Here is a 23778-nt window from a genome sequence, read left to right as displayed (position 1 = left end):
ATGACCGCATTGACCGATTCGTTGCCGAACGCGTCCGCCGCGGCCACGCCGCCCGCCGCCGCGCGCGCGCAGGCCGGCTTCGCGCTCGGCCTGCCGCCCCGCCCCGCGCTGCTGTCGCGCCGCGCATGGCTCGCGCTCGTCGTGCTGTGCATCGCGATCGGCGTCGGCGTGCCGCTCGCCGCGCTCGTCGCGCCCGAGGCGAGCGCGTTCCACCTGTCCGCGTATGCGATGACGCTCGCCGGCAAGCTGATGTGCTACGCGATCGCCGCGCTCGCGCTCGATCTCGTGTGGGGCTACTGCGGCATCCTGAGTCTCGGCCACGGCCTGTTCTTCGCGCTCGGCGGCTATGCGATCGGCATGTACCTGATGCGCGAGATCGGCCGCGACGGCAAGTACGGCAGCGACCTGCCCGACTTCATGGTGTTTCTCGACTGGCACCAGTTGCCGTGGTACTGGAGCGGCACGCAGCATCTCGCGGTCGCGCTGCTGCTGGTCGTGCTCGTGCCCGCGGTGCTCGCATGGGTGTTCGGCTTCTTCACGTTCCGCTCGCGCGTGAAGGGCGTGTACCTGTCGATCATCACGCAGGCGCTGACGTTCGCCGCGATGCTGCTGTTCTATCGCAACGAGACCGGCTTCGGCGGCAACAACGGCTTCACCGATTTCAAGCGCATCGCCGGTTTCCCGATCACGTCGCCCGGCACGCGCACCGTGCTGTTCCTGCTGACGTTCGCGACGCTCGTGCTCGCGTTCGTCGCCGCGCGCGCGATCGTCACGAGCAAGCTCGGCCGCGTCGTGACCGCGGTGCGTGACGGCGAGACGCGGCTGATGTTCCTCGGCTACAGCCCGCTCGCGTACAAGCTGTTCGTGTGGACCGCGTCGGCCGCGCTGTGCGGCATCGCCGGCGCGTTGTACGTGCCGCAGGTCGGCATCATCAATCCCGGCGAGATGTCGCCCGGCAATTCGATCGAGATGGCGATCTGGGTTGCCGTCGGCGGACGCGGCACGCTGATCGGGCCGATCGTCGGCGCGTTCGCGGTGAACGGCGCAAAGAGCTTTTTCACCGCGTATTTCGCCGAATACTGGCTGTTCTTCCTCGGCCTGATCTTCGTGCTCGTGCCGCTGCTGCTGCCGCGCGGGATCATGGGTCTCGTCGAAGCCGCAATCGCGAAGGGGAAACGCGCATGAACGGAACCGCCCTCTACCAGTTCGCGCCGCCGAGCGAGGACGAGCTGCTCGCGGTCAGCGGCACGGCGTCGATGGCGCGCGTCGTGACGCCCGGCATCGATACGTCGCACGGCACGATCCTTTATCTTGAGGATATCGAAGTGAGCTTCGACGGCTTCCGTGCGCTGAAGAAACTGTCGCTGTCGATCGACGCGGGCGAGCTGCGCTGCGTGATCGGCCCGAACGGCGCGGGCAAGACGACGATGATGGACGTGATCACCGGCAAGACGCGTCCCGATGCGGGCAAGGTGTTTCTCGGCCAGACGCTCGACCTCGCGCGGATGAGCGAGCCGGAAATCGCGCGCGCGGGCATCGGCCGCAAGTTCCAGAAGCCGACCGTGTTCGAGCAGCACCCGGTATGGGAAAACCTCGAGCTCGCGATGCAGACCGACAAGGGCTGGCTCGCGTCGCTGCGCGCGCGGCTCGACAAGGCCGCGCAGGCGAAGATCGAGGAAACGCTCGCGCTGATCGGTCTCGAAGCGCACGCGTTCCGCGCGGCCGGCGAGCTGTCGCACGGGCAGAAGCAGCGGCTCGAGATCGGCATGCTGCTGATGCAGCGCCCCGCGCTGCTGCTGCTCGACGAGCCCGCGGCGGGCATGACCGATCACGAGACGATGGAGCTCGCGGACCTGCTGAACACGCTGCGCGGCACCTGCTCGATGATGGTCGTCGAGCACGACATGGAATTCGTCGCGGCGCTCGCGGGTGACGCGGGGCGCGTGACGGTGATGGCCGAAGGCGCGGTGCTCGCGCACGGCACGCTCGATCAGGTCAAGCGCGACGACGCGGTGATCGAGTCTTATCTGGGACGATGACGCGATGCTGAAGATCGACTCGCTGAACCAGTATTACGGCGGCAGCCATATCCTGCGCAACGTGACGCTTTCCGCCGACGACGGCAAGCTGACGGTGCTGCTCGGCCGCAACGGCGTCGGCAAGACGACGCTGCTGCGCTGCCTGATGGGCGTCGTCGCCGCGAAGAGCGGCACGGTGGCGTGGCGCGGCGCGCCGCTCGGCGCGCTGCCGCCGTATGCGCGCGTCGCGGCCGGGCTGGCCTACGTGCCGCAGGGCCGCGACATCTTTCCGCGGCTCACCGTCGAGGAAAACCTGCTCGTCGGCGCGGCAAGCCGGCGCGCGCCGTCGAAAGTGCCGGACCGCATCTACGATCTCTTTCCGGTGCTGAAGGACATGCGCGCGCGGCGCGGCGGCGACCTGTCGGGCGGCCAGCAGCAGCAGCTCGCGATCGGCCGCGCGCTGATGAGCGAACCGCAGTTGCTGATCCTCGACGAGCCGACCGAAGGAATCCAGCCGTCGATCATCCAGGACATCGGCCGCACGCTGCGGCAGCTCGTCGACGAAACGAAGATGACGGTGCTGCTCGTCGAGCAGTACTACGACTTCGCGCGCTCGATCGCCGACCATTACTGGGTGATGAGCCGCGGCGAGATCGTCGCGGGCGGCGATGCGCGGGACATGGAAAGCCATGGCGTGCGGGAGTTGATCGCCGTGTAGCAAGCGGCGCCGGATCGCAGGTGCGGCAGATGGATTATTGTTCCGGTAGCATCCACGTTCCGCGCGCCCGTTTCCGTTGCCCCGCCTGCCGATGTCCGCCCCCGATCTCCACGCCACGCTGTCCCGCCCCGCCGTCGCCAAGTCATGGCGCGCCCGTCTCGAACTCGGCTTCGAGCGGCACGGTGCGCGCACGACGCTCGTCCACCGCCTGCACGACGGCCCGCTGCGCGTGCAGCGGCCGCTGTATCCGGAAGGCGACGCGATCTGCCACGCGGTGATCGTCCACCCGCCGGGCGGCGTCGCGGGCGGCGACCGGCTCGACGTCGACATCGCGCTCGGCGACGGCACGCACGCGGTGCTGACGACGCCCGGCGCGACCAAGTGGTACAAGTCGAACGGCCTCGACGCGACGCAGCGCATCGGCATCGTGCTCGGCGAGAACGCGAAGCTCGACTGGCTGCCGCAGAACAACCTGCTCTTCGACGCGGCGCACGCGTCGCTCGACTTCACGCTGACGCTCGGCGCGGGCGCGAGCGCGCTCGGCTGGGACGCGACGCAGCTCGGCCGGCAGGCGGCCGGCGAAGCATGGACGACGGGCCGCGTCGCGTCGACGTCGGCCATCGTCGACGCCGCCGGCCGGCCGCTGTGGACCGAGCGCGCGCTGCTCGATGCCGGCGACGCGCTGCGCGGCGCGCCGCAGGCGCTCGCCGGCTTCCCCGTCTACGGCACGCTGTGGGCGATCGGCGCCGCGTGCGACGCCGTGCTCGCGGAATCGCTCGCCGAACGGATGCCGTTCGACGCCACGCTGCGCGCGGGCGCGACCTGCGTAACGCCCGGCGTCGTGCTGGTGCGCGCGCTCGCGGCGTCGATGGAAGCGCTGCAACGGCACTTCGTCGACTGCTGGCTGCACCTGCGCCCGATCGTGCACGGCGTCGCCGCGCAGCCGCTGCGGCTCTGGCAGACCTGACCCCGCCCGCCTGAACGCCCCATTTCGGCGCAGCACCGCACCCGGCAGCGCACGCCGCGCAGGCACCGTGCACCACGAACGCGCATCCGGCGCCGTTCCGCGTGCATGGCACGCGGCTTGCTCCTTACATACCCGATACACACGGCACGCCGGATGATGCGGTGCTACGATGAATCGCGCTTCTGCACGACGGCAGTGCGCCGAGAAATAATTACGTTTTCCTGAACGCTTGCCTTCATGAAACTGACTCCCCGCGAAAAAGACAAGCTGCTGATCTTCACGGCAGCGCTGCTGGCCGAGCGCCGCCGTGCGCGCGGCCTCAAGCTCAACTATCCGGAAGCGGTCGCGTTCATCACCGCCGCGCTGATGGAAGCCGCGCGCGACGGCAGGACCGTCGCCGAGGTGATGCACTACGGCACCACGCTGCTCACGCGCGACGACGTGATGGAAGGCGTGCCCGAGATGATCCCCGACATCCAGGTCGAAGCGACCTTCCCCGACGGCACGAAGCTCGTCACGGTCCACCATCCGATTCCGTGAGGCACCCCGCATGATTCCCGGCGAAATCCTCACCGACGACGGTGAGCACGAACTGAACGCGGGCCGCACGACGCTCACGCTGACGGTCGCGAACACCGGCGACCGCCCGGTGCAGGTCGGCTCGCACTACCACTTCCACGAAGTCAACGACGCGCTGTCGTTCGACCGCGCAGCCGCACGCGGTTTCCGGCTCAACATCGCGGCCGGCACCGCGGTGCGCTTCGAGCCGGGCCAGACCCGCACGGTCGAGCTCGTCGAGCTGGCCGGCGAACGCGCCGTCTACGGTTTTCAGGGCAAGGTGATGGGGCCGCTCTGAGCGCCCCGCTTCAGGACTACGACGACATGACACTACGCTTGAGCCGCCGCGCGTATGCGGAGATGTTCGGGCCGACGACGGGCGACCGCATCCGTCTCGCCGATACCGAGCTGCTGATCGAGATCGAACGCGACTTCACGATCTACGGCGAGGAAGTGAAGTTCGGCGGCGGGAAGGTGATCCGCGACGGGATGGGCCAGTCGCAGCGCGTCGCCGCCGACGTGCCCGATACGGTGATCACGAACGCGGTGATCCTGGATCACTGGGGCATCGTGAAGGCCGACATCGCGATCAAGCACGGCCGCATCGCCGCGATCGGCAAGGCCGGCAATCCCGACATCCAGCCGGGCGTGACGATCGCGATCGGCGCGGCGACCGAAGTGATCGCCGGCGAAGGGCTGATCGTGACCGCGGGCGGCATCGACACGCACATCCATTTCATCAGCCCGCAGCAGATCGACGAGGCGCTCGCTTCCGGCGTCACGACGATGCTCGGCGGCGGCACGGGGCCGGCGACCGGCACCAACGCGACCACCTGCACGCCGGGGCCGTGGCACATGGAGCGGATGCTGCAGGCCGCCGACGGCTGGCCGATCAACCTCGGCTTTCTCGGCAAGGGCAACGCGAGCCTGCCGCAGCCGCTCGTCGAGCAGATCGCCGCCGGCGCGATCGGGCTGAAGCTGCACGAGGACTGGGGCACGACGCCCGCCGCGATCGACAACTGCCTGTCGGTCGCCGACGACACCGACACGCAGGTCGCGATCCACACCGACACGCTGAACGAAGCCGGCTTCGTCGAATCGACGGTCGCCGCGTTCAAGGGCCGCACGATCCACACGTATCACACCGAAGGCGCGGGCGGCGGCCATGCGCCCGACATCCTGAAGGTGTGCGGCGAGGCGAACGTGCTGCCGTCGTCGACCAACCCGACCCGCCCGTACACGATCAACACGCTCGACGAGCACCTCGACATGCTGATGGTGTGCCATCACCTCGATCCGTCGATCGCCGAGGATCTCGCGTTCGCCGAATCGCGCATTCGCCGCGAGACGATCGCGGCCGAGGACATCCTGCACGACCTCGGCGCGCTGTCGATGCTGTCGTCCGACTCGCAGGCGATGGGCCGCGTCGGCGAGGTGATCATCCGCACCTGGCAGACCGCGCACAAGATGAAGGTGCAGCGCGGCGCGCTGCCCGAGGACAGCGCGCGCCACGACAACTTCCGCGCGAAGCGCTACGTCGCGAAGTACACGATCAACCCGGCGCTCACGCACGGCATCGCGCACGAGGTCGGCTCGATCGAGCCCGGCAAGTGGGCGGACCTCGTGCTGTGGGAGCCGGCGTTCTTCGGGATCAAGCCGTCGATGATCCTCAAGGGCGGAATGATCGCCGTCGCGCAGATGGGCGACCCGAACGCGTCGATCCCGACGCCGCAGCCGGTTCACTATCGCGAGATGTTCGCGACGCGCGGCGGGGCGCTCGCGCGCACGTCGCTGACCTTCGTGTCGCAGATGGCGGCCGACGCCGGCATCGCCGAGCGCTACGGGCTCGCGAAGCGCATCGTGCCGGTGCGCAACTGCCGCAACGTGACGAAGGCCGACATGATCCACAACGCGTGGCGGCCCGCGATCAGCGTCGATCCGGAAACCTACGACGTGATCGCCGACGGCCAGCTCCTCACCTGCGAGCCGGCCACGGTGCTGCCGATGGCGCAGCGCTATTTCCTGTTCTGACGATTTCCGATTCATTTCCGATCCATGCGCACCCTCGACAAACGCATTGCCCCGAACGTGAAGCTGGCCGCGTCGCTCGTCGTGCGCGCGCCGACGCTCACGCTCGCCTACGACGCCCGCTGCAAGAGCCGCCTCGCGGCCACGCTCGATACCGGCGAAGACGTCGCGCTCGTGCTGCCGCGCGGCACCGTGCTGCGCGACGGCGACGTGCTCGTCGCCGACGACGGCGCGCTGGTGCGCGTCGTCGCCGCGCCCGAAACCGTGCTGCGCGTGCGCGCGGCCGATCCGCTGACGCTGATGCGCGCCGCCTACCACCTCGGCAACCGCCACACGCCGGTCGAGATCGGCGACGGCTACCTGTTGCTCGAAGCCGATCCCGTGCTCGCGGACATGCTGCGCCGGCTCGGCACGCAGGTCGAGCAGGTCGACGCGCCGTTCCAGCCGGAAGCCGGCGCATACGGCGGCGGGCACCGGCACGGCCACGACGCGACCTTCGCCGAAGACTATGCGCTCGCGCAGCAGGTGTTCGGCGAGCACCACGGCCATTCGCATTCGCACGATCACGATCACGATCACGATCACGATCACCAGCATGGTCCCGGATGCACGCACGGCCACGGCCATGAACACCACTGAACTCGTCGCGCTGCTGCACCTCGCGTCGCCCGCGCTGCCGATCGGCGCGTTCAGCTATTCGCAGGGACTCGAAGCGGCGCTCGACGCGAACCTGATCCGCGATGCCGACAGCGCGCGCGACTGGATCGCGAGCGGCCTTGCCGACGTGCTCGCGCACGGCGAGCTGCCGTTTCTCGCGCATCAGCTCGATCGCTGGCATGCGCACGACGCCGACGCGCTCGCCCGCGAAAACGCATGGTTCGTCGCGAGCCGCGAATCGGCGGAGCTGCGCCGCGAGACCGAACAGATGGGCTGGTCGCTCGCGCAGCTGTGCACGTCGCTCGAATGGGGTGACGCCGCGCGCCGCGAAACGCTTGCGGCGATCACGCCGATCGCGCTGCCGACCGCGTTCGCGTATGCGGCGGCGGCCCACGGCGCGCACGCGGACGCGACACTCGCCGCGTATGCGTTCGGCTGGGTCGAGAACCAGACGTCCGCCGCGTTGAAGGCAGTGCCGCTCGGCCAGCTCGCCGGCCAGAAAATCATCGTCGCGCTGCGCAGCGCGATCGACGCGGCCGTGCAGCGCGCGCTCGCGACGCCGCCCGACCGGATCAACACGTTCGCGCCGCAGCTCGGCATCCTGTCCGCGCGGCACGAAACCCAGTATTCGCGGCTGTTCCGCTCCTGACCCACACGCCACCCGCCATGAACGCACCCTACTCCCCGTCCGCCCGCCGCACGAAGAAGCTGCCGCCGCTGCGCGTCGGCATCGGCGGCCCGGTCGGCTCCGGCAAGACCACACTGCTCGAAATGCTGTGCAAGGCGATGCGCGACACCTACGACCTCGTCGCGATCACCAACGACATCTATACGAAGGAAGACCAGCGCCTGCTGACGGTCGCGGGCGCACTGCCCGAGGAACGGATCATGGGCGTCGAGACGGGCGGCTGCCCGCATACGGCGATCCGCGAGGATGCGTCGATCAACCTCGAGGCCGTCGACCGGATGCTGTCTCGCTTTCCCGACGCCGACATCGTGTTCATCGAATCGGGCGGCGACAATCTCGCGGCGACGTTCAGCCCCGAACTGTCGGACCTGACGATCTACGTGATCGACGTCGCGGGCGGCGAGAAGATCCCGCGCAAAGGCGGGCCGGGCATCACGAAGTCGGACCTGCTCGTGATCAACAAGACCGATCTCGCGCCGCTGGTCGGCGCGAACCTCGACGTAATGGCCTCCGACACGAAGAAGATGCGCGGCGAGCGACCTTACGTGATGACGAACCTGAAGGCGCTCGAAGGCGTCGCGGACGTGATCGCGTTCATCGAGAAGAAGGGCTTGCTGACAGTGTGAGCGGCGCGGCGGCGGCACACGACGCCGCCACGCTTGCCCAGGGTGGCATTGCGCCGCCCTCGCCTATTCGTCGGAGGTGTCCTGCGGGTCCTGCGGCGCGCGTGCGCCATGTTCCGCGGGCGGCAGCAGCGCCGCGAGCACGTCGACCGTGCGCGCGGTCGCGCCGCGGTGACGCGACGCGAACGCCGCGCCGGCCGCGCCCATCGCGATGCGCCGTGCCTTGTCGGCGAACAGCGCGTCGAGCACGTGCGCGAGATCGAGCGGATCCTCGACCTGCATCGCCGCGCCGGCCGCGACCGCATCGGCGGTCGCCTGCGTGAAATTGAACACGTGCGGGCCGATCAGCACCGGCACGCCGACCGCGCACGCCTCGATCAGGTTCTGTCCGCCGAGCGGCAGCAGGCTGCCGCCGATGAACGCGACGTCGGCCGCCGCGTAGTACGCGCCCAGCTCGCCCATCGAATCGCCGAGCAGCACCGACACGTCGGCCGGCAACCGCGCCGCCGCCGGCTGGCCCGCCGCGAGCGCGGCGGCATCCGCCGCCCACGCCGAACGCCGCACGCACTTGAGTCCGTTGCGCGTGACGAGCGCCTCGACTTCGCCGAAGCGCTGCGGATGACGCGGCACGAGGATCAGCAGCGCGCCGGGCGTCGTCACCGCCGCGAACGCCTGCAGCACCAGCGCTTCCTCGTTCTCGCGCGTGCTCGCCGCGACCCACACCGGGCGCGCGCCGATCGCGTCGCGCCACGCATGCCCGCGCGCCGCGAGTTCGGGCGGCGTCGTCATGTCGAATTTCAGGTTGCCGAGCACCGTCACGTGCCGTGCGCCGAGCGAGCCCAGCCGCTCCGCATCGGCCGGGCTCTGCGCGAGCACGCGCGAGAAGCCGCCGAACACGTCGCGCGCCGCCGCGCCGAACTTCGCCGCGCGCTTGTACGACCGCGCGGACATCCGCGCATTGGTCAGCACGAGCGGCACGTCCGCGCGGCGGCATTCGTCGATCAGCGTCGGCCACACCTCGGTTTCCATCACGAGGCCGAGCGTCGGCCGCCATGCGCGCAGGAAGCGCCGCACCGCGCCCGGCATGTCGTACGGCAGGTAGCAGCGCAGCACGCGATCGCCGAAGATCTGCGTGCCGGTCGCACGGCCGCTCGGCGTCATGTGCGTGAGCAGGATGCGCGCGTCCGGGCGCGCCTTCATCAGCGCGTCGATCAGCGGCTGCGCGGCGCGCGTCTCGCCGACCGACACCGCATGCACCCAGATCAGCGGCGCACGCTCGTCCGGCGCGCGGCCCGGCCCGTAGCCGAAGCGCTCGCCAATATGCTCGCGGTAGCCGCGCTCCTTGCGCGAGCGCACGTAAAGGCGCACGACGGCCAGCGGTGCGACGAGCCACCACAGCGCGCGATAGATCACCCTCAGCATGAAGCGGCCACCTCTTGATTCCGATTGCGGCGCGCGTTCAAACCAGCGCCCTGCCCGTCAGGCGCTCGAGAATGCCGAGCGGCGCGCAATCGCGCCGCACCATCGCGTCGACCGGCAGGAAGAACGTTTGCTCGAGCATGAACTGGCCCGACATCACCGCGTGCGACGCCTGGTCGGAGAAGCAGATCCACACGCTGCCCGGCGGAAACGGCATCGTCTCCTGCGGGCTGTTCTTCTGGTAGTCGAGGTCGGCCTTCATGCTGTCGTGCAGGTTCAGCATCAGGTGGTCGTACGCGCTGCGCGGCGTCTTCGTCACGTGCAGCAGGTTCAGCAGCCATGCGGAACCCGGCAGCTGCGGCCGGATGCGCGGCAGGAAGCGTTTCGCGACGGCCTCGAACGGCTCGCCGACGCGCCACACGCGCGGCGCGCCGGCCGGATTGACGTTCGTGAACACGCGCAGGATCCGCTCGCCGTAGTTCGGGCGCGACGGGAACGCGTCGACGTGCAGCCGGCTGTCGTCCTTGCGCCACGACGTCTGGCGCGTCTCGACCTGCATCAGGCGCAGGCTCGTCGGCGCGACGCGCAGCTTGCCGCGGTATTCGGGAAAGAGGCCGTCGACGAGCGAGCCGGCCTGCTGCTGGAAGCGCGCGACGAGCGCGCGCACCGCCGACTGCGTGACGCCGTCGCCGAGCACGCCGGCGAGCGCGCCGCCGTTCGGCGCGAGGCTGATGTTCTTGCGTTTCGGATCGGCGAGCGCCGGATCGAGCAGCGCTTCCTCGCCGCCTTCGATCGCAAAGCGCAGGTGCGGGAAATACAGCACCTTGCCTTCTTCGACCGCGGCCAGCAGCTGCTCGCGCGGCACCGACAGATTGTGCCCGCGCCAGTCGGCGGACGAGACTTCGATGATCTGGGATTCGCTCATGGTCTTGGGATGCGTGCGGTTACAGGAGACCGAAGCCCGCGAGCGCCGACTTCACCTGTGCGATCGACGGAGGCTGCCCCGCCGTGCCCAGGTTGGCGACGTTCGGCGACCAGTAGCCGCCGGTCCGCCAGGCCGTCGCGAAATTGTACAGTTCGACCGTCGGGCGCTTCAGCGCGGCCGCGATGTGAACCAGACCTGTGTCAACCCCGACGGTGGCCGCCGCGCCGTCGATCAGCCCGACCACCGCCGGCAGCGACAGCTTCGGCGGCACGATCGCCGCCGCGCCGAACTCCTTCGCGAGCCGCTCGCTGGTCGCGCGCTCCGCGTCGTTGCCCCACGGCAGCACGAGCGACGCGCCGCGCCGCACGAGCGACTGGCCGAGCTCGATCCATGCGGCGTCCGGCCATTGCTTGTCGGCGCGCGACGTCGCATGCACGAACACCACGTACGGCACCGGCAGGTTCAGCCCGAGCGCGGCCACCGCGCGCGACGCCGCGCGCGTGTCGAGGCCGAAGTCGATCGGCTCGGCGGGCGCGGGCGCCGGGTCGCCGAGCGCGGCCGCGACGAGCTGCCGCGAACGTTCGACGACGTGCGTGCGCGGCTCGATCGGCACGCGCTTGTCGTAGAAGAAGCGCACCGGCCACTCGTAGCCGGCGCCGTCGGTGCGGTTGCCGAGCCCGACGAGCGGGCCGCGCGCCCAGCTCGCGACCCACGCGGTCTTGATGAGCCCCTGGCAGTCGATCACGAGATCGTAGCGCTCGGCGGCGAGCCGCTTGCGGAACGCGCCGATCTCGCGCCACGTCGCGCCCGAGAGCGGCTTCTTGCGCCAGCGGCGCAGCGAGAACGGCAGCACGTCGCGCACGCCGTCGACGAGCCGCACGAGGTCGACGAAGCTTTCCTCGACGAGCCAGTCGATCTGCGCATCGGGATGGCGCCGCCGGATATCGGCGATCACCGGCATGTTGTGCACGACGTCGCCCAGCGACGACACGCGCACGATCAGGATCTTTTGCACGCTGAAAAAACGCCGGCGGACGGCCGGCGACAGGCATAAAGACGCGATTTTATCGCGCCCGGCCGCCCCGACCGGCAAAAAGCGGCGCCCGCGTTGCGCGTGCGCCGCTTTTCGGGGGCGACCGTAGGCAAAAACGCCAGGCGGCGAACGCGCCGCCGCCCGCGTTCAGAACGGCAGCTTCACGTCCGGCTTCGCGGCCGTCAGCACGCGGCGGAAGTCTTCCTGGATGCGGGCCAGGCCGTCCTGCGTCTCGGCTTCGAAGCGCAGCACGACGACGGGCGTCGTGTTCGACGAACGCGCGAGACCGAAGCCGTCCGGATATTCGACGCGCAGGCCGTCGATCGTCACGACCTCGTCCGCGCCGTCGAACTTCGCTTCCTTCTGCAGTTTCTCGATCAGGCGGAAGTTCTCGCCCTCGTCGAGCCACAGCTGCAGCTCCGGCGTGCACATCGCGTCCGGCAGCGCGTTCAGCTGCGCGCTCGGGTCGGCCGACTTCGCGACGATCTCGAGCAGGCGCGCGCCCGTGTAGAGGCCGTCGTCGAAGCCGTACCAGCGGTCCTTGAAGAACACGTGGCCGCTCATCTCGCCCGCGAGCGGCGCGCCCGTCTCGCGCAGCTTCGCCTTCACGAGCGAATGGCCCGTCTTCCACATCAGCGGCTCGCCGCCCTTCTCCTTCACCCACGGCGCGAGATGGCGCGTGCACTTCACGTCGTAGATGATCTGCGCGCCCGGGTTGCGCGACAGCACTTCCTCGGCGAACAGCATCAGCTGGCGGTCCGGGAAGATGATCTGGCCGTCCTTCGTGACGACGCCGAGGCGGTCGCCGTCGCCGTCGAACGCGAAGCCGAGCTCGGCGTCGGTTTCCTTCAGCGCGCGGATCACGTCCTGCAGGTTTTCCGGGTGAGCGGGGTCCGGATGGTGATTCGGGAACGTGCCGTCGATGTCGGTGTACAGCTCGACCAGCTCGCAGCCGAGCGCCTTGAACAGGCGCGTCGCGAGCGGCCCGGCGACGCCGTTGCCGGCATCGACGACGAGCTTCATCGGCCGCGCGAGCTTGACGTCGCCGGCGATGCGGGCGATGTACTGCTCCGCGACGTCGAACTGCTCGTAGGTGCCGCTGCCCGTCTCGAAGCGCTCGTCGACGATGCGGCGGTACAGCGCCTGGATCTGCTCGCCGTAGATCGCTCCGCCGCGCAACACCATCTTGAAGCCGTTGTAATCCGGCGGATTGTGGCTGCCGGTGACGACGATGCACGAATCGACGCGGCGCTCGCCGCCCTTCAGCGCGAGCGGCACGCTGGCCGCGAAATAGCCGACCGGCGTCGGCACCATGCCGACGTCGACGACGTCGACGCCCGCCGCACGCAGGCCGTCGGCAAGCGCCCCGACGAGCTCGGGCCCCGACAGCCGGCCGTCGCGCGCGACGACGACCGCGTCGCCGCCGTGCGCGCGCACTTCGCTGCCGAACGCACGGCCGATCGCGCGCGCCGTGTCGGCGTCGAGCGTCTTGCCGATCACGCCGCGAATGTCATATGCCTTGAAGATGGATTGGGAAATCATCGATTCACTCTCGGTTGCCTGCATGGAAAACGTTGGCCGCCTCGTCGCCGGCGCCGGGCCTCGCGCCCGGGGCTTGTCCGGACGGGCCGGGATGGCGGGAGCGATCCCGAACCAACTTATAATCGCTCGTTTCGATTACGCGGATACCGCCCATTTTAATGCCTAGCCGTCCCGCCGCCGCAACGCGCCCGCCTGCCGGCGCCGTTGCGCCCTTCCGACGCGCGCGCCGGCGCGGCGCGCCATGCTGAAGCGCCTCGCCAATCCGGACGTCGCGAAAGCCGTCTCGAACCTCGTCTGGCTGGGGCTCGAACGGCTCACGCAGATCGGCGTCGCGATCGCGATCAGCGGCCTCCTGGCCCGTTATTTCGGGCCGGACGTGTTCGGCAAATGGCAGTACGCGAATACGCTGCTCCTCGTGCTGGCGCCGCTCACCTGGGTATGCGGCGCGGAAATCCTCGTTCCGACCATCGTGCAGCGCAGCGCCGGACAGCTCGGCGCGGTGCTCGGCAGCGCGTTCGCGCTGCGCATCGCCGTGTCGGCCGCCGCGCTCGCCGCGACCTGGGTCGCGATCGCCGCCGGCGCGTTCGACCCGCTCGTCGGCGCGATGCTCGCCGGCCTCGCGGTGACGATGGTCTTCCGCGAGCCGTTCGTCGGCGTCGTCAACGCGTGGCTGCAGAGCATCACCTACAGCAAGCCGCAGCTCGTCACCAGCATGGCCGCGGCGCTCGTCAAGGCGCTCCTCGTCTGGCTGCTGGTGCACGCCGCCGCCGGCCCCGCCCGCTTCGCATGGCTGTGGGCGCTCGAAGCCGCCGCGATCGGCATCGTGCTGCTGCTGTATTTCCGGCAGCACCACGGCGGCACGCTCGGCTGGCACGTCGACCGGCCGACGTTCAGGCACTTCGCGACCGCCGGCACGGTGTTCTGGCTCGGCCTCATCTGCATGTACCTGTTCCTCAAGCTCGACCGCCTGATGCTCGAGCGCCACGTGTCGTTCGCCGATCTCGGCCGCTATGCGGCTGCGCAGCAGCTCAACGAGAACTGGATCACGCTCGCGCTGATGCTCGCGCAGACGATCGCGCCCGCGTTCGTCTACCGCGTGCAGGACATCGCGCGGCTGCGCCGCAACATCGTCCGGCTGATCGCGATGACCGCCGCCCTGATGACCGCGGGCGCGCTCGTGCTCGATGCCGCCGCGCCGCTCATCATCGGCAAGGTGTTCGGACCCGGCTACGAAGCGTCGGTCGACATCTTCCGCTGGGCCGTCTGGCTGTCCGTGCCGGCCGGCATCGAGGCGATAGGCAATCTTATCGTTCTCAAATATCAAGCAAAATTCGTCCTGTTGGCGAAATGGGCGCTCGCGCTCGCGATCGCCGCGCTCGTCAACCTGCTCGCGATTCCGCGGCTCGGCCTGTACGGCGCGCTCGTCGGGCTGGCAGGCGGCTATCTTGCCGCCGCCGCGGTAAATTTTTATTACATTCGTTTCAAGCTGCGCCCATGACGTCCCCTATTTCCGCGCCGCGCGATGCCGGCCCGCTCGGCAACGTAGCCGTGCTGATGCCGGCCTACAACGCACACGACGATGTCGTCCGGACCCTCGCGTCGTTTCGCGAGGACGCGCCGGTGCACGTGCTGGTCGTCGACGACGGCAGCACGCCGCCGCTTGCCGTGCCGGACCTGCCCGGCCTCGCGGTCGAAGTGCTGCGCATGCCCCAGAACGGCGGCATCGAGCGCGCGCTCGAAGCCGGCATCGACGCGCTCGCGGCGCGCGGCTTCCGCTATGCCGCGCGCATCGACGCCGGCGATCTCGCCGCGCCCGGGCGGCTCGCGAAGCAGCGCGCGTATCTCGACGCGCATCCGCGCGTCGCCTGCGTCGGCATGTGGACGCAGGTCGTGTCGCGCGCCGGCGAGCCGCGCTTCATGCTGACGCCGCCCGCCGATCCGCGCGCGCTGCGCCGCACGCGCTTCCTGCGCTCGCCGCTCGTGCATCCGTCGGTGATGCTGCGCGTCGACGCCGTGCGCGAGGTCGGCAACTATCGCGCGAAATACCGCGCCGCCGAGGATCTCGACCTTTTTTTACGCTTAATGCAACGCTACGATTGCGCGAACCTGCCGGAGCTCGGACTCTATTACGAGCTCAACGAAGGCGGGATCAGCGCGACCAAGCGGCGCCGCCAGCTGATGTCGACGCTCGCGCTGCTGCTGCGCCATTTCAACGCGCTGAACCCGTACGACTGGGCCGGCCTCGCGAAGAACCTGCTGCATTTCGTGACGCCGTACCGCACGCTGCAGCGGATCAAGCAGATGCTGTTCGCCGCGCGGCCGTCCGCTTGACGCATATTCGGCATATTCGGCTTTTTCGACGCTTTATTTTTTGGTTTTTTTCATGGCTGCCTCTTCCCCGCTGCGCATCGTGCTGGTCTGCAACACGGCCTGGGCGATCTATACGTATCGCCACGGGCTGATCCGCATGCTCGTCGCGCGCGGCGCCGAGGTGATCGTGGCCGCGCCCGACGACCGCACGGTGCCGCTGCTCGAGCAGATGGGCTGCCGCTACGTGCCGCTGTCGGTCGCGTCGAAGGGCACGAGCCCGCGCGAGGATCTCGGCACGCTCGTCGCGCTGTATCGCCATTACCGTGCGTTGCAGCCGCACCTCGTGTTCCACTATACGATCAAGCCGAACATCTACGGCTCCGTCGCCGCGTGGCTCGCGCGCGTGCCGTCGGTCGCCGTGACGACCGGGCTCGGCTACGTGTTCATCCAGAAGAGCCGCGCGGCGAGCATCGCGAAGCGGCTCTACCGGTTCGCGTTTCGCTTCCCGCGCGAGGTCTGGTTCCTCAACCGCGACGACCTCGCGACGTTCTCCGACGAGCGGCTGCTCGCGCACCCCGAGCGTGCGCGCCTCCTGCACGGCGAAGGCGTCGATCTCGAACAGTTCGCGCCCGCACCGCTGCCGGCCGGTGACGCGCCGGTGTTCATCCTGATCGGCCGGCTGCTGTGGGACAAGGGCGTGCGCGAGTACGTCGAGGCCGCGCGCGTCGTGCGCGCGCAGCATCCGCGCGCGCGCTTCCAGCTGCTCGGCCCGCTCGGCGTCGACAACCCGAGCGCGATCGGCCGCGACGATGTCGACGCGTGGGTGCGCGAAGGTGTCGTCGAATACCTCGGCGAGGCGCACGACGTGCGCCCGCACATCGCCGCCGCCGACTGCGTCGTGCTGCCGTCGTACCGCGAAGGCGTGCCGCGCACGCTGATGGAGGCGTCCGCGATGGGCCGCCCGATCGTCGCGACCGACGTGCCGGGCTGCCGCGACGTCGTCGCCGACGGCGACACCGGCCTGCTGTGCCGGGCGCGAGACACCGCGAGCCTGGCCGAGCGCGTCATGCAGATGATCGCGCTCGGGCCCGACGGCCGCGCGGCGATGGGTCGGCGCGGCCGGCAGAAGGTCGTTGCCGAGTTCGACGAGCAGAAGGTCGTCGAACGCTACACAATCACCATACGCGCCTTGACGGGCGTCTCTCTCTGAAGGAGCACGAAGCCATGACCACGAAGGGAACGATTCTCGTGACGGGCGGTGCGGGCTATATCGGCTCGCACACCGCGGTCGAATTGCTCGATCACGGTTACGACGTCGTCATCGTCGACAACCTCGTCAACAGCAAGGCCGAGTCCGTGCGGCGCGTCGCGCAGATTACCGGCAAGACGCCCGCGTTCCATCAGGTCGACGTCTGCGACGAGGCGGCGCTCGGCAAGGTGTTCGACGCGCACCCGATCACCGGCGCGATTCATTTCGCGGCGCTGAAGTCCGTCGGCGAATCGGTCGCGAAGCCGCTCGAGTACTACCAGAACAACATCGGCGGCCTGCTGACGGTGCTCAAGGTGATGCGCGAGCGCAACGTGAAGCAGTTCGTGTTCAGCTCGTCCGCAACCGTCTACGGCGTGCCGGAGCGCTCGCCGATCGACGAATCGTTCCCGCTGTCCGCAACCAATCCTTACGGCCAGTCGAAGCTGATCGCCGAGCAGGTGCTGCGCGATCTCGAACTGTCCGATCCGTCGTGGCGGATCGCGACGCTGCGCTACTTCAACCCCGTCGGCGCGCACGCGAGCGGCCTGATCGGCGAGGATCCGGCCGGCATCCCGAACAACCTGATGCCGTATGTCGCGCAGGTCGCGGTCGGCAAGCTGGCGAAGCTGCGCGTGTTCGGCTCCGACTATCCGACGCCGGACGGCACCGGTGTGCGCGACTACATCCACGTCGTCGATCTCGCGCAAGGACACATCGCCGCGCTCGACGCGCTGGTGAAGCGCGACGCGAGCTTCGTCGTGAACCTCGGCACGGGCCGGGGCTACAGCGTGCTGGAAGTCGTGCGCGCGTTCGAGAAGGCATCCGGCCGGCCGGTGCCGTACGAGCTCGTCGCGCGCCGTCCGGGTGACGTCGCCGAGTGCTACGCGAACCCGCGGGCCGCTGCCGACGTCATCGGCTGGCGCGCGAAGTTCGGCCTTGATGAAATGTGCGTCGACCACTGGCGCTGGCAGGAAAACAACCCGAACGGTTTTGTATAATCCGCTGTCCCATTTCCGAGCAATCCCATGCTCAGCTTCGCGTCCGGTTTCATCGTTTCCCTGCTCGTCACGCTCTTCATCGTGCGCTACGCCCATCTGCACGAGAAGTTCTCGGTCGACAGCGATCTGGCCGGCGTGCAGAAATTCCACGTCCGGCCCGTGCCGCGCGTCGGCGGCATCGGGATTCTCGCCGGGGTCGTCGCGTCGGCGCTGCTGCTCACGCAGCGCTACCCGACGATCGCCGGCAGCATCCTCGGGCTGGTCGGCTGCGGGATGCCGGCCTTCCTGTCCGGACTCGTCGAAGACCTGACCAAGCGCGTGTCGCCGCGCGCGCGGCTGCTGTGCACGATGGGCGCTGCCGCGCTCGCGTTCGGGGTGCTGCACATCGCGGTCACGCGCATCAGCGTGCCGCCCCTCGACTTCCTGCTCGGCTACGTCGCGATTTCCGCGTTCGTGACGGTGCTCGCCGTCGCGGCGCTCGCGAATGCGGTCAACATCATCGACGGCTTCAACGGGCTCGCGTCGATGGTCAGCTTCATGATGTTCGCGTCGCTCGCGTACGTCGCCTTCCAGGTCGGCGACCCGGTCGTGATGTCGGCGTCGTTCATCTTGATGGGCGCGGTACTCGGCTTCTTCTTGTGGAATTTCCCGGCCGGGCTGATCTTTCTCGGCGACGGCGGCGCGTACTTCATCGGCTTCATGCTCGCCGAGCTCGCGATCCTGCTGGTGATGCGCAACCGCGAGGTGTCCGCGTGGTATCCGGTGCTGCTGTTCATGTATCCGATCTTCGAGACCTGCTTCTCGATCTACCGGAAGAAGTTCGTGCGCGGGATGTCGCCGGGGATTCCGGACGGCGTGCACCTGCACATGCTCGTCTACAAGCGACTGATGCGCTGGGCGGTCGGCGCGAAGACCGCGCACGACCTGACGCGGCGCAATTCGCTGACGTCGCCGTATCTGTGGCTGCTTTGCCTCGTCGCGGTGATTCCGGCGACGCTGTTCTGGCGGCATACGGTGCATCTGTTCACGTTCGTCGTGCTGTTCGCGGTTACTTATGTTTGGCTTTATGTGAGCATCATAAGGTTTCGGGTGCCGCGGTGGATGGTGGTGCGGAAGGGGCGGCGGCATAACCATTGAGCGGCCTGCCGGTTGCAACAAAAAAGCGCCTGACGAGGCGCTTTTTTGTTGCCGCGTCCCGTCCCGCCAACCGGCGGGTTCGGGATTTAGCCGTTCGACGCCGCACGCACCGGCACGCTGTGCAGCACGGGCGCGACGGTCGACTGATACTCGGGCACCCAGCGCCGCAGGTCGCGCCGCACCTCGTCGTCGCTGAGCACGCGATGCTGCATCAGCCACGGCAGCAACTCGTCGAGCAGATGGTCCGGCACCTCACGGGCCCGCGCGATCCGGAGTTTCGGGTGCGGCGTGCGGGTCGTCGTCTCGTCGTCGGCAAGCAGTTCCTCGTAGAGTTTCTCGCCCGGGCGCAACCCGGTGAACTCGATGCGGATCTGGTCCTCGGAAAACCCGTACAAGCGGATCAGGTCGCGCGCGAGATCGACGATCTTGACGGGCTCGCCCATGTCGAGAATGAAGATTTCGCCGCCCTGCCCCATGCTCGACGCCTGCAGCACGAGCTGCGACGCTTCCGGAATCGTCATGAAGAAGCGCGTGATCTCCGGGTGCGTGACCGTCACCGGCCCGCCCTTCGAGATCTGCTGCTGGAACTTCGGGATCACACTGCCCGCGCTGCCGAGCACGTTGCCGAAGCGCACAGTCTCGAACTGCGTGTGCTCGCTCGTCTGCTGCAGCGCTTGGCACGCCATTTCCGCCAAGCGCTTGCTCGCGCCCATCACGTTGGTCGGGTTGACGGCCTTGTCCGTCGAGATCAGCACGAAATGGCTGACGTCGTGACGAATCGCCGCGCGCGCGACGCGGTACGTGCCGAGCACGTTGTTGCGCAGCGCCTGCCAGGCGTTGAGCTCTTCCATCAGCGGCACGTGCTTGTATGCGGCCGCATGGAACACGATGTGCGGCGCGTGGCGCGACATCACTTGGTCGAGCAGCAGCGAATCCTTCGCATCGCCGATGATCGGCACGACCGGCTGCTCCGGGAAGCGTTCGCGCAGCTCCTCGGTGAGTCGGTAGATCGCATATTCGGAAATGTCGAATACGACGACCTGCGCAGGCGCGAAACGCAGGATCTGCCGGCACAGCTCCGAGCCGATCGAGCCGCCGGCGCCCGTCACCATCACGACGCGGCCGTGCAGCAGCGCTTCGACGTGCGGGGTGTCGATGGTCACGGCGTCGCGGCCGAGGAGGTCTTCGAGGTCGATCTGGCGGACCTGGGACAGGAACGCCTGGCCCGGCATCAGCGAGGTCAGCGACGGGAGCACCATCGCCTTGACGCCGGCACGCACGCACAACGTCGCGACGCGACGCTGCGTTTCGACAGACGCGGACGGGATCGCGATGATCGCGTACTCGACTTTCATCGCTTCGGTCCAGTGTTTCAGATCGTCGAACGACCCAAGCACCTTGTAACCGTATATCTCGCGCCCCTGCTTCGTGACGTCATCGTCCAGCAACCCGACGAGGCGCCATTCGCCCGAGCGCGACAGTTCGCGCGCAAGGCTGGCGCCCGCCGTGCCGGCGCCGAGCACCAGCACCGGCTTGCCCTGGCCGACGAGGCCGCCGTACAGGTAGAACTCCTTCGTCGCGCGATAGAGCGCACGAGCACCGCCCATGATCAGGAACAGCATCAGCGGCGAGACGAGCAGCACGGAGCGCGGGATAATCGGCGCCGGCTGGAGCATCACTGCGCCGATCATCACGATCATGCCGCCACCCGCTATCGCCTTCGAGATTCGCATTAGGTCCGGCAGACTCGCAAACACCCACAGGCCGCGATATAGGCCGAACATACGGAACATCAAAGCGTAGACAGGCAGCACCCAGACCAGCGAGGTCATCGCGCCACTCAGGAAATCGGTCGGAATGCTGCCGTTGAAGCGGACGAGATAAGCAAACAACCACGCGGCAACGACCGCGACCACGTCGAATAGGAAAGCACTGAGCGACAGCCATGATGCTTTGGATCGCAACATCGGCGAGATACCTCAAGAGTTGTTTTCGGCGGCAGACTGAATTCGGTGCCAGCGCATGTCGATCAAGACTCCAATGCATGCGAGGACGCCGTACCATGCGACAAACAGCAACCACTGTTGAAACTCAGGACGGCTCAGTGCCCACAAGGCGACGACTATGCCCGTGAGCATAATGAGGTACCAGTAAGCGGCGGTACGTCCGTGGTCGATGCCGGAACGCACCATTCTTTGATAGTAATGCTCCCGATGCGCTTGCCAGAACTTTTCCCCACGTAACAAGCGTCTCAGAAGTGTTACAGACGCATCGGCGATAAAGGGCGAAAACACCATTGCTGGAAACCACAAGGGCCAGATCGCTTCACGCCACCCCCAGTATCCAAGCGCACCGGCCAGAAAGCCGAGGGGAATCGAGCCGGCGTCGCCGAGAAACAGCCTCGCCGGATGGAAATTCAGCAGAAGAAAGCCCAGCGCCGCGCCTGCGATCGCCGCGCCGCTGGTCATGAGATCCGCCGACGGATGCACTTCGCCTAGCGCTGCGGCCGCGTATGCACCAAATCCGAATAGCGCCATGCCGCCGGCAAGGCCATCCGCGCCATCCATGAAGTTGTAGAGATTGGTCAGCCAGACCATCATGAAACCGACGCCCGCGAGGAACCACCACGGCGCAGCAGTAGGATAGGTTGCGATTAGTGAGACAACGGCCACCAGATGCGCGGCAAACCGCACACGCGCGGGCAACCCACGCCGATCGTCGATCTGTGACATGGCTGCCAGAAACAGCGTCGCAACGGCGATCAGCCACATCCGCGGCGCGAGCGCCAGCATCGCAATGACGCTTGCCGGCACAATGCCCCAGCCACCGACGCGCGGAGTTGGACGCGCATGAAGCGAACGGTCGTTCGGAACATCGGTTGCCAACCGCCACGCGAGACCGGTGACTAGCAGCATGCGCAGAATCGTCGTCGACACCACTGCGGTAACTAATGTCACCGCGAATGCCGCGAACCACGTGGTATTCACGAAATGCATATTGCCTATTATTCAGTATCGCGCGAACGATACCACATGGCAGTCGCTTCGAGACCTTGTCGGGTCGTATATAGGGGACACCATCCGAGCACGCGCTTCAAGTGGCTCGCGTCCAGTTGCAGGCTGCTCGTCAGGCGGTCAATCGCAGCACGGCGCCCAGTCACGCGGCCCAGCACGCGCAGCGCGCCAGCCGGCACTGGAAAAAGCCGCGCCGGCTTGCCGAGTGCATCGCCGACCATCTGCAGCAGCGCGGTAACCGACGGTGCATCGTCGTCTGCGACGTGGAAACAGCCGAGTGCTGCGCGAGGATCGGTCGCGCACAGCAACAGAGCATCCGCCAGGTTGTCGACATAGACGATACTGCGTCGTGCGGGAATCGCGCCGAGCGGCAGCGGCGTGCCGCGCGACACGGCGTCTAGCATTCGCAGGAAATTCGCACCGACGTCCGGCCCGTAGACGAGCGGCGGACGGACAATCACTACGTCAAGATCAATCGATTCGCCGAACTGCGCGAGTTGTCGTTCGGCGCACAGTTTCGAACGCCCGTATGCGTCTTGTGGGGCGGGCATCGCGTCTTCCGCAAGCGGCGCACCCGCATCGTGTTCGCCAATGGCCTTAATGCTGCTTGCGAAGACGATCCTGCGTACGCCGTGCGCACGCGCGGCCTCGGCGACGCGTAGGGTACCAGCGACGTTCGTCGCCTCGAACGCTGCATCCGGATCGGGTGATTCGTCGCGCATGACGTGCACGCGCGCGGCCAGATGGACGATGCAATCCGCGTCGAGATCCAGCGGCCACGCTGCATCTAACCCGTCGAAATCGGCGGCGCAGTGCACCCATTCGCGTACGCCCAGGACGCATCCGCCCGGGCGACGCACCAAAGCAGTGACCGTATGCCCTGCCGCGAGCGCCAGTCGGCATACTGCGCGACCAACGAAGCCGTTCGCACCAGTCACAACAATGCTGCTCACCACAACCTCCATCCGAAGCGATTGAAGAACTTGAACGCGGACGCCCCGAACATGCGGATGTGCGCGAACCCCTTGCGGGATGCTCCGCCGCCGTGGTGGACTACATGCACCGAAGGAACATAGGCCACGCGCGCGATTTCGTTGGTGCGCAAGCTCAGGTCGTAGTCCTCGAAATAAAGAAAATAACGAGGATCAAAGCCGCCGAGTTGCTTAAGCACACGAGTGCGAAACAGCATGAAGCAACCGCTGACGATAGGAGGATCCCAGACAATGTCTCGGTCGTTGACGACATCTTGCATCTCGTAGCTCGCAAGGCGCCGCGCGAAGAGCCTACGCAGATTCTCTGGAAAGAAACCGCGCACGAACAAATCGACCATCGTCGGATAGCGGCGACACAGGTACTGCATACGCCTTTGCTGATCATCGATGCGTGGCGTCAACAGCGCAACATCTGCATGGGCATCGAGAAAAGCGAACGCCTCGATCAATGCATCCGGATCGATATCGATGTCAGGGTTCAACACTAGGTGATAGCGACTACATGACTTCTCGATTGCCAAGTTGTGACCGCGGCCATAACCGATGTTGCCGTGTCCTGTCAGCGTCGTGCAAACGATATTGTAAGCGCGCAGTGCGTCGAGCGACGCGCCAAAGTCGGGCAGGCCACCATTGTCTACCAAGCACACTTCGACGGGCAGTTCCTGTCGAATTGTACGCAGCATCTTACATGCAGCTGCAAGCGTACCAAGCGTGCCTGTCAGCCGCTCAAGATCTGGCCGGTACACGACGATGGAAACCGACAAACCACGGATTTCAGAACCCGACACAACTTCAATGTTCATTTGACCGTACCGGACTGTCATACGCCCGGTACCTTTGTAGTATTTGGAAGCGCCGAAACGGGTTTGCGCAGAGCATTAGGCCCGGTAGAGACCGGGACC

Annotated in this window: 23 protein-coding genes; 15 read left to right on the top strand and 8 right to left on the bottom strand. The window is 67.5% G+C overall.

All coding sequences use genetic code 11. The features are described 5' to 3' along the window. The 10 genes from urtC to ureG all read left to right on the top strand — a co-directional run bounded on the left by urtC (position 1) and on the right by ureG (position 8260). Positions 1 to 1185, top strand: coding sequence for an urea ABC transporter permease subunit UrtC (urtC, locus tag HWX31_RS04450; protein WP_174963316.1), 1185 nt, complete (start codon positions 1 to 3; stop codon positions 1183 to 1185). Further along, a complete protein-coding gene (gene urtD / locus HWX31_RS04445) occupies positions 1182 to 2039 on the top strand; it encodes an urea ABC transporter ATP-binding protein UrtD (RefSeq protein ID WP_059618014.1) in 858 nt (285 codons plus the stop codon). Before urtC ends, urtD begins: the two co-directional genes overlap by 4 nt. Positions 2040 to 2043: 4 nt before the next feature. Further along, positions 2044 to 2736 (top strand): urea ABC transporter ATP-binding subunit UrtE, encoded by a 693-nt coding sequence (gene urtE / locus HWX31_RS04440; RefSeq protein WP_174963314.1) that lies wholly within the window; start codon positions 2044 to 2046, stop codon positions 2734 to 2736. A 91-nt stretch (positions 2737 to 2827) separates the two neighbouring features. Beyond that, the gene (locus tag HWX31_RS04435; RefSeq protein ID WP_174963312.1) at positions 2828 to 3703 is read left to right on the top strand and encodes an urease accessory protein UreD; all 876 of its coding nucleotides are present in this window, start codon (positions 2828 to 2830) and stop codon (positions 3701 to 3703) included. Between the two features lie 237 nt (positions 3704 to 3940). After that, the gene (gene ureA / locus HWX31_RS04430; RefSeq protein WP_010091605.1) at positions 3941 to 4243 is read left to right on the top strand and encodes an urease subunit gamma; all 303 of its coding nucleotides are present in this window, start codon (positions 3941 to 3943) and stop codon (positions 4241 to 4243) included. Between the two features lie 10 nt (positions 4244 to 4253). After that, complete coding sequence (locus tag HWX31_RS04425) at positions 4254 to 4559, top strand: urease subunit beta (RefSeq protein WP_059836492.1); 306 nt, start codon at positions 4254 to 4256, stop codon at positions 4557 to 4559. Between the two features lie 26 nt (positions 4560 to 4585). Next, positions 4586 to 6292 carry an urease subunit alpha gene (gene ureC, locus HWX31_RS04420; protein WP_174963310.1) on the top strand — a complete coding sequence of 569 codons (1707 nt, stop codon included), beginning with the start codon at positions 4586 to 4588 and terminating at the stop codon, positions 6290 to 6292. Between the two features lie 24 nt (positions 6293 to 6316). Continuing rightward, complete coding sequence (ureE, locus tag HWX31_RS04415) at positions 6317 to 6928, top strand: urease accessory protein UreE (protein ID WP_174963308.1); 612 nt, start codon at positions 6317 to 6319, stop codon at positions 6926 to 6928. Beyond that, positions 6915 to 7595 (top strand): urease accessory protein UreF, encoded by a 681-nt coding sequence (locus tag HWX31_RS04410; protein ID WP_174963306.1) that lies wholly within the window; start codon positions 6915 to 6917, stop codon positions 7593 to 7595. The genes ureE and HWX31_RS04410 overlap by 14 nt, the downstream gene beginning before the upstream one ends. 17 nt (positions 7596 to 7612) lie before the next feature. Beyond that, positions 7613 to 8260: an urease accessory protein UreG gene (ureG, locus tag HWX31_RS04405; protein ID WP_174963304.1), complete on the top strand. Its 648-nt coding sequence runs from the start codon at positions 7613 to 7615 to the stop codon at positions 8258 to 8260. 63 nt (positions 8261 to 8323) lie between these two features. Here the strand turns inward: ureG and waaA are convergent, their stop codons facing one another. From waaA to HWX31_RS04385, 4 genes are all read right to left on the bottom strand, one after another. After that, positions 8324 to 9679 carry a lipid IV(A) 3-deoxy-D-manno-octulosonic acid transferase gene (waaA, locus tag HWX31_RS04400; RefSeq protein WP_174963302.1) on the bottom strand — a complete coding sequence of 452 codons (1356 nt, stop codon included), beginning with the start codon at positions 9677 to 9679 and terminating at the stop codon, positions 8324 to 8326. A 37-nt stretch (positions 9680 to 9716) separates the two neighbouring features. Beyond that, on the bottom strand, positions 9717 to 10601 hold the full coding sequence (gene kdoO, locus HWX31_RS04395) for a Kdo hydroxylase KdoO (RefSeq protein WP_059491533.1): 885 nt from the start codon (positions 10599 to 10601) through the stop codon (positions 9717 to 9719). 19 nt (positions 10602 to 10620) lie between these two features. Further along, entirely contained in the window at positions 10621 to 11694 is a 1074-nt protein-coding gene (waaC, locus tag HWX31_RS04390; protein WP_415493289.1) for a lipopolysaccharide heptosyltransferase I, read from the bottom strand. Between the two features lie 87 nt (positions 11695 to 11781). Continuing rightward, positions 11782 to 13176 (bottom strand): phosphomannomutase/phosphoglucomutase, encoded by a 1395-nt coding sequence (locus tag HWX31_RS04385; protein WP_059749506.1) that lies wholly within the window; start codon positions 13174 to 13176, stop codon positions 11782 to 11784. Between the two features lie 241 nt (positions 13177 to 13417). Here HWX31_RS04385 and HWX31_RS04380 point away from each other — a divergent pair, with 241 nt between their 5' ends. From HWX31_RS04380 to HWX31_RS04360, 5 genes are read left to right on the top strand one after another with little or no spacing between them, the layout of a single operon-like run. Then, positions 13418 to 14674 (top strand): lipopolysaccharide biosynthesis protein, encoded by a 1257-nt coding sequence (locus HWX31_RS04380; RefSeq protein ID WP_174963300.1) that lies wholly within the window; start codon positions 13418 to 13420, stop codon positions 14672 to 14674. Next, positions 14671 to 15507 (top strand): glycosyltransferase, encoded by an 837-nt coding sequence (locus tag HWX31_RS04375; RefSeq protein WP_174963298.1) that lies wholly within the window; start codon positions 14671 to 14673, stop codon positions 15505 to 15507. The genes HWX31_RS04380 and HWX31_RS04375 overlap by 4 nt, the downstream gene beginning before the upstream one ends. A gap of 52 nt (positions 15508 to 15559) precedes the next feature. Next, on the top strand, positions 15560 to 16696 hold the full coding sequence (locus HWX31_RS04370) for a glycosyltransferase family 4 protein (RefSeq protein ID WP_174963296.1): 1137 nt from the start codon (positions 15560 to 15562) through the stop codon (positions 16694 to 16696). A 14-nt stretch (positions 16697 to 16710) separates the two neighbouring features. After that, complete coding sequence (galE, locus tag HWX31_RS04365) at positions 16711 to 17733, top strand: UDP-glucose 4-epimerase GalE (protein WP_174963294.1); 1023 nt, start codon at positions 16711 to 16713, stop codon at positions 17731 to 17733. A 27-nt stretch (positions 17734 to 17760) separates the two neighbouring features. Beyond that, the gene (locus HWX31_RS04360; protein ID WP_174963292.1) at positions 17761 to 18870 is read left to right on the top strand and encodes an MraY family glycosyltransferase; all 1110 of its coding nucleotides are present in this window, start codon (positions 17761 to 17763) and stop codon (positions 18868 to 18870) included. Positions 18871 to 18956: 86 nt separating this feature from the next. Here the strand turns inward: HWX31_RS04360 and HWX31_RS04355 are convergent, their stop codons facing one another. From HWX31_RS04355 to HWX31_RS04340, 4 genes are read right to left on the bottom strand one after another with little or no spacing between them, the layout of a single operon-like run. Further along, positions 18957 to 20837: a polysaccharide biosynthesis protein gene (locus tag HWX31_RS04355; RefSeq protein ID WP_174963290.1), complete on the bottom strand. Its 1881-nt coding sequence runs from the start codon at positions 20835 to 20837 to the stop codon at positions 18957 to 18959. Between the two features lie 12 nt (positions 20838 to 20849). Beyond that, positions 20850 to 21866, bottom strand: a complete 1017-nt coding sequence (locus tag HWX31_RS04350; RefSeq protein ID WP_174963288.1) for an MraY family glycosyltransferase — start codon at positions 21864 to 21866, stop codon at positions 20850 to 20852. A gap of 8 nt (positions 21867 to 21874) precedes the next feature. Next, entirely contained in the window at positions 21875 to 22837 is a 963-nt protein-coding gene (locus HWX31_RS04345) for a UDP-glucose 4-epimerase family protein (protein ID WP_174963286.1), read from the bottom strand. Further along, positions 22834 to 23679, bottom strand: a complete 846-nt coding sequence (locus HWX31_RS04340) for a glycosyltransferase family 2 protein (protein WP_174963283.1) — start codon at positions 23677 to 23679, stop codon at positions 22834 to 22836. Before HWX31_RS04340 ends, HWX31_RS04345 begins: the two co-directional genes overlap by 4 nt. Between the last annotated feature and the right edge of the window lie 99 nt (positions 23680 to 23778).

It is taken from the genome of Burkholderia ubonensis, assembly GCF_902833085.1.
GTDB lineage: Bacteria > Pseudomonadota > Gammaproteobacteria > Burkholderiales > Burkholderiaceae > Burkholderia > Burkholderia ubonensis.
Note: the sequence above shows the minus strand (reverse complement) of the source record. Positions and strands in the feature narration are given on the sequence as shown.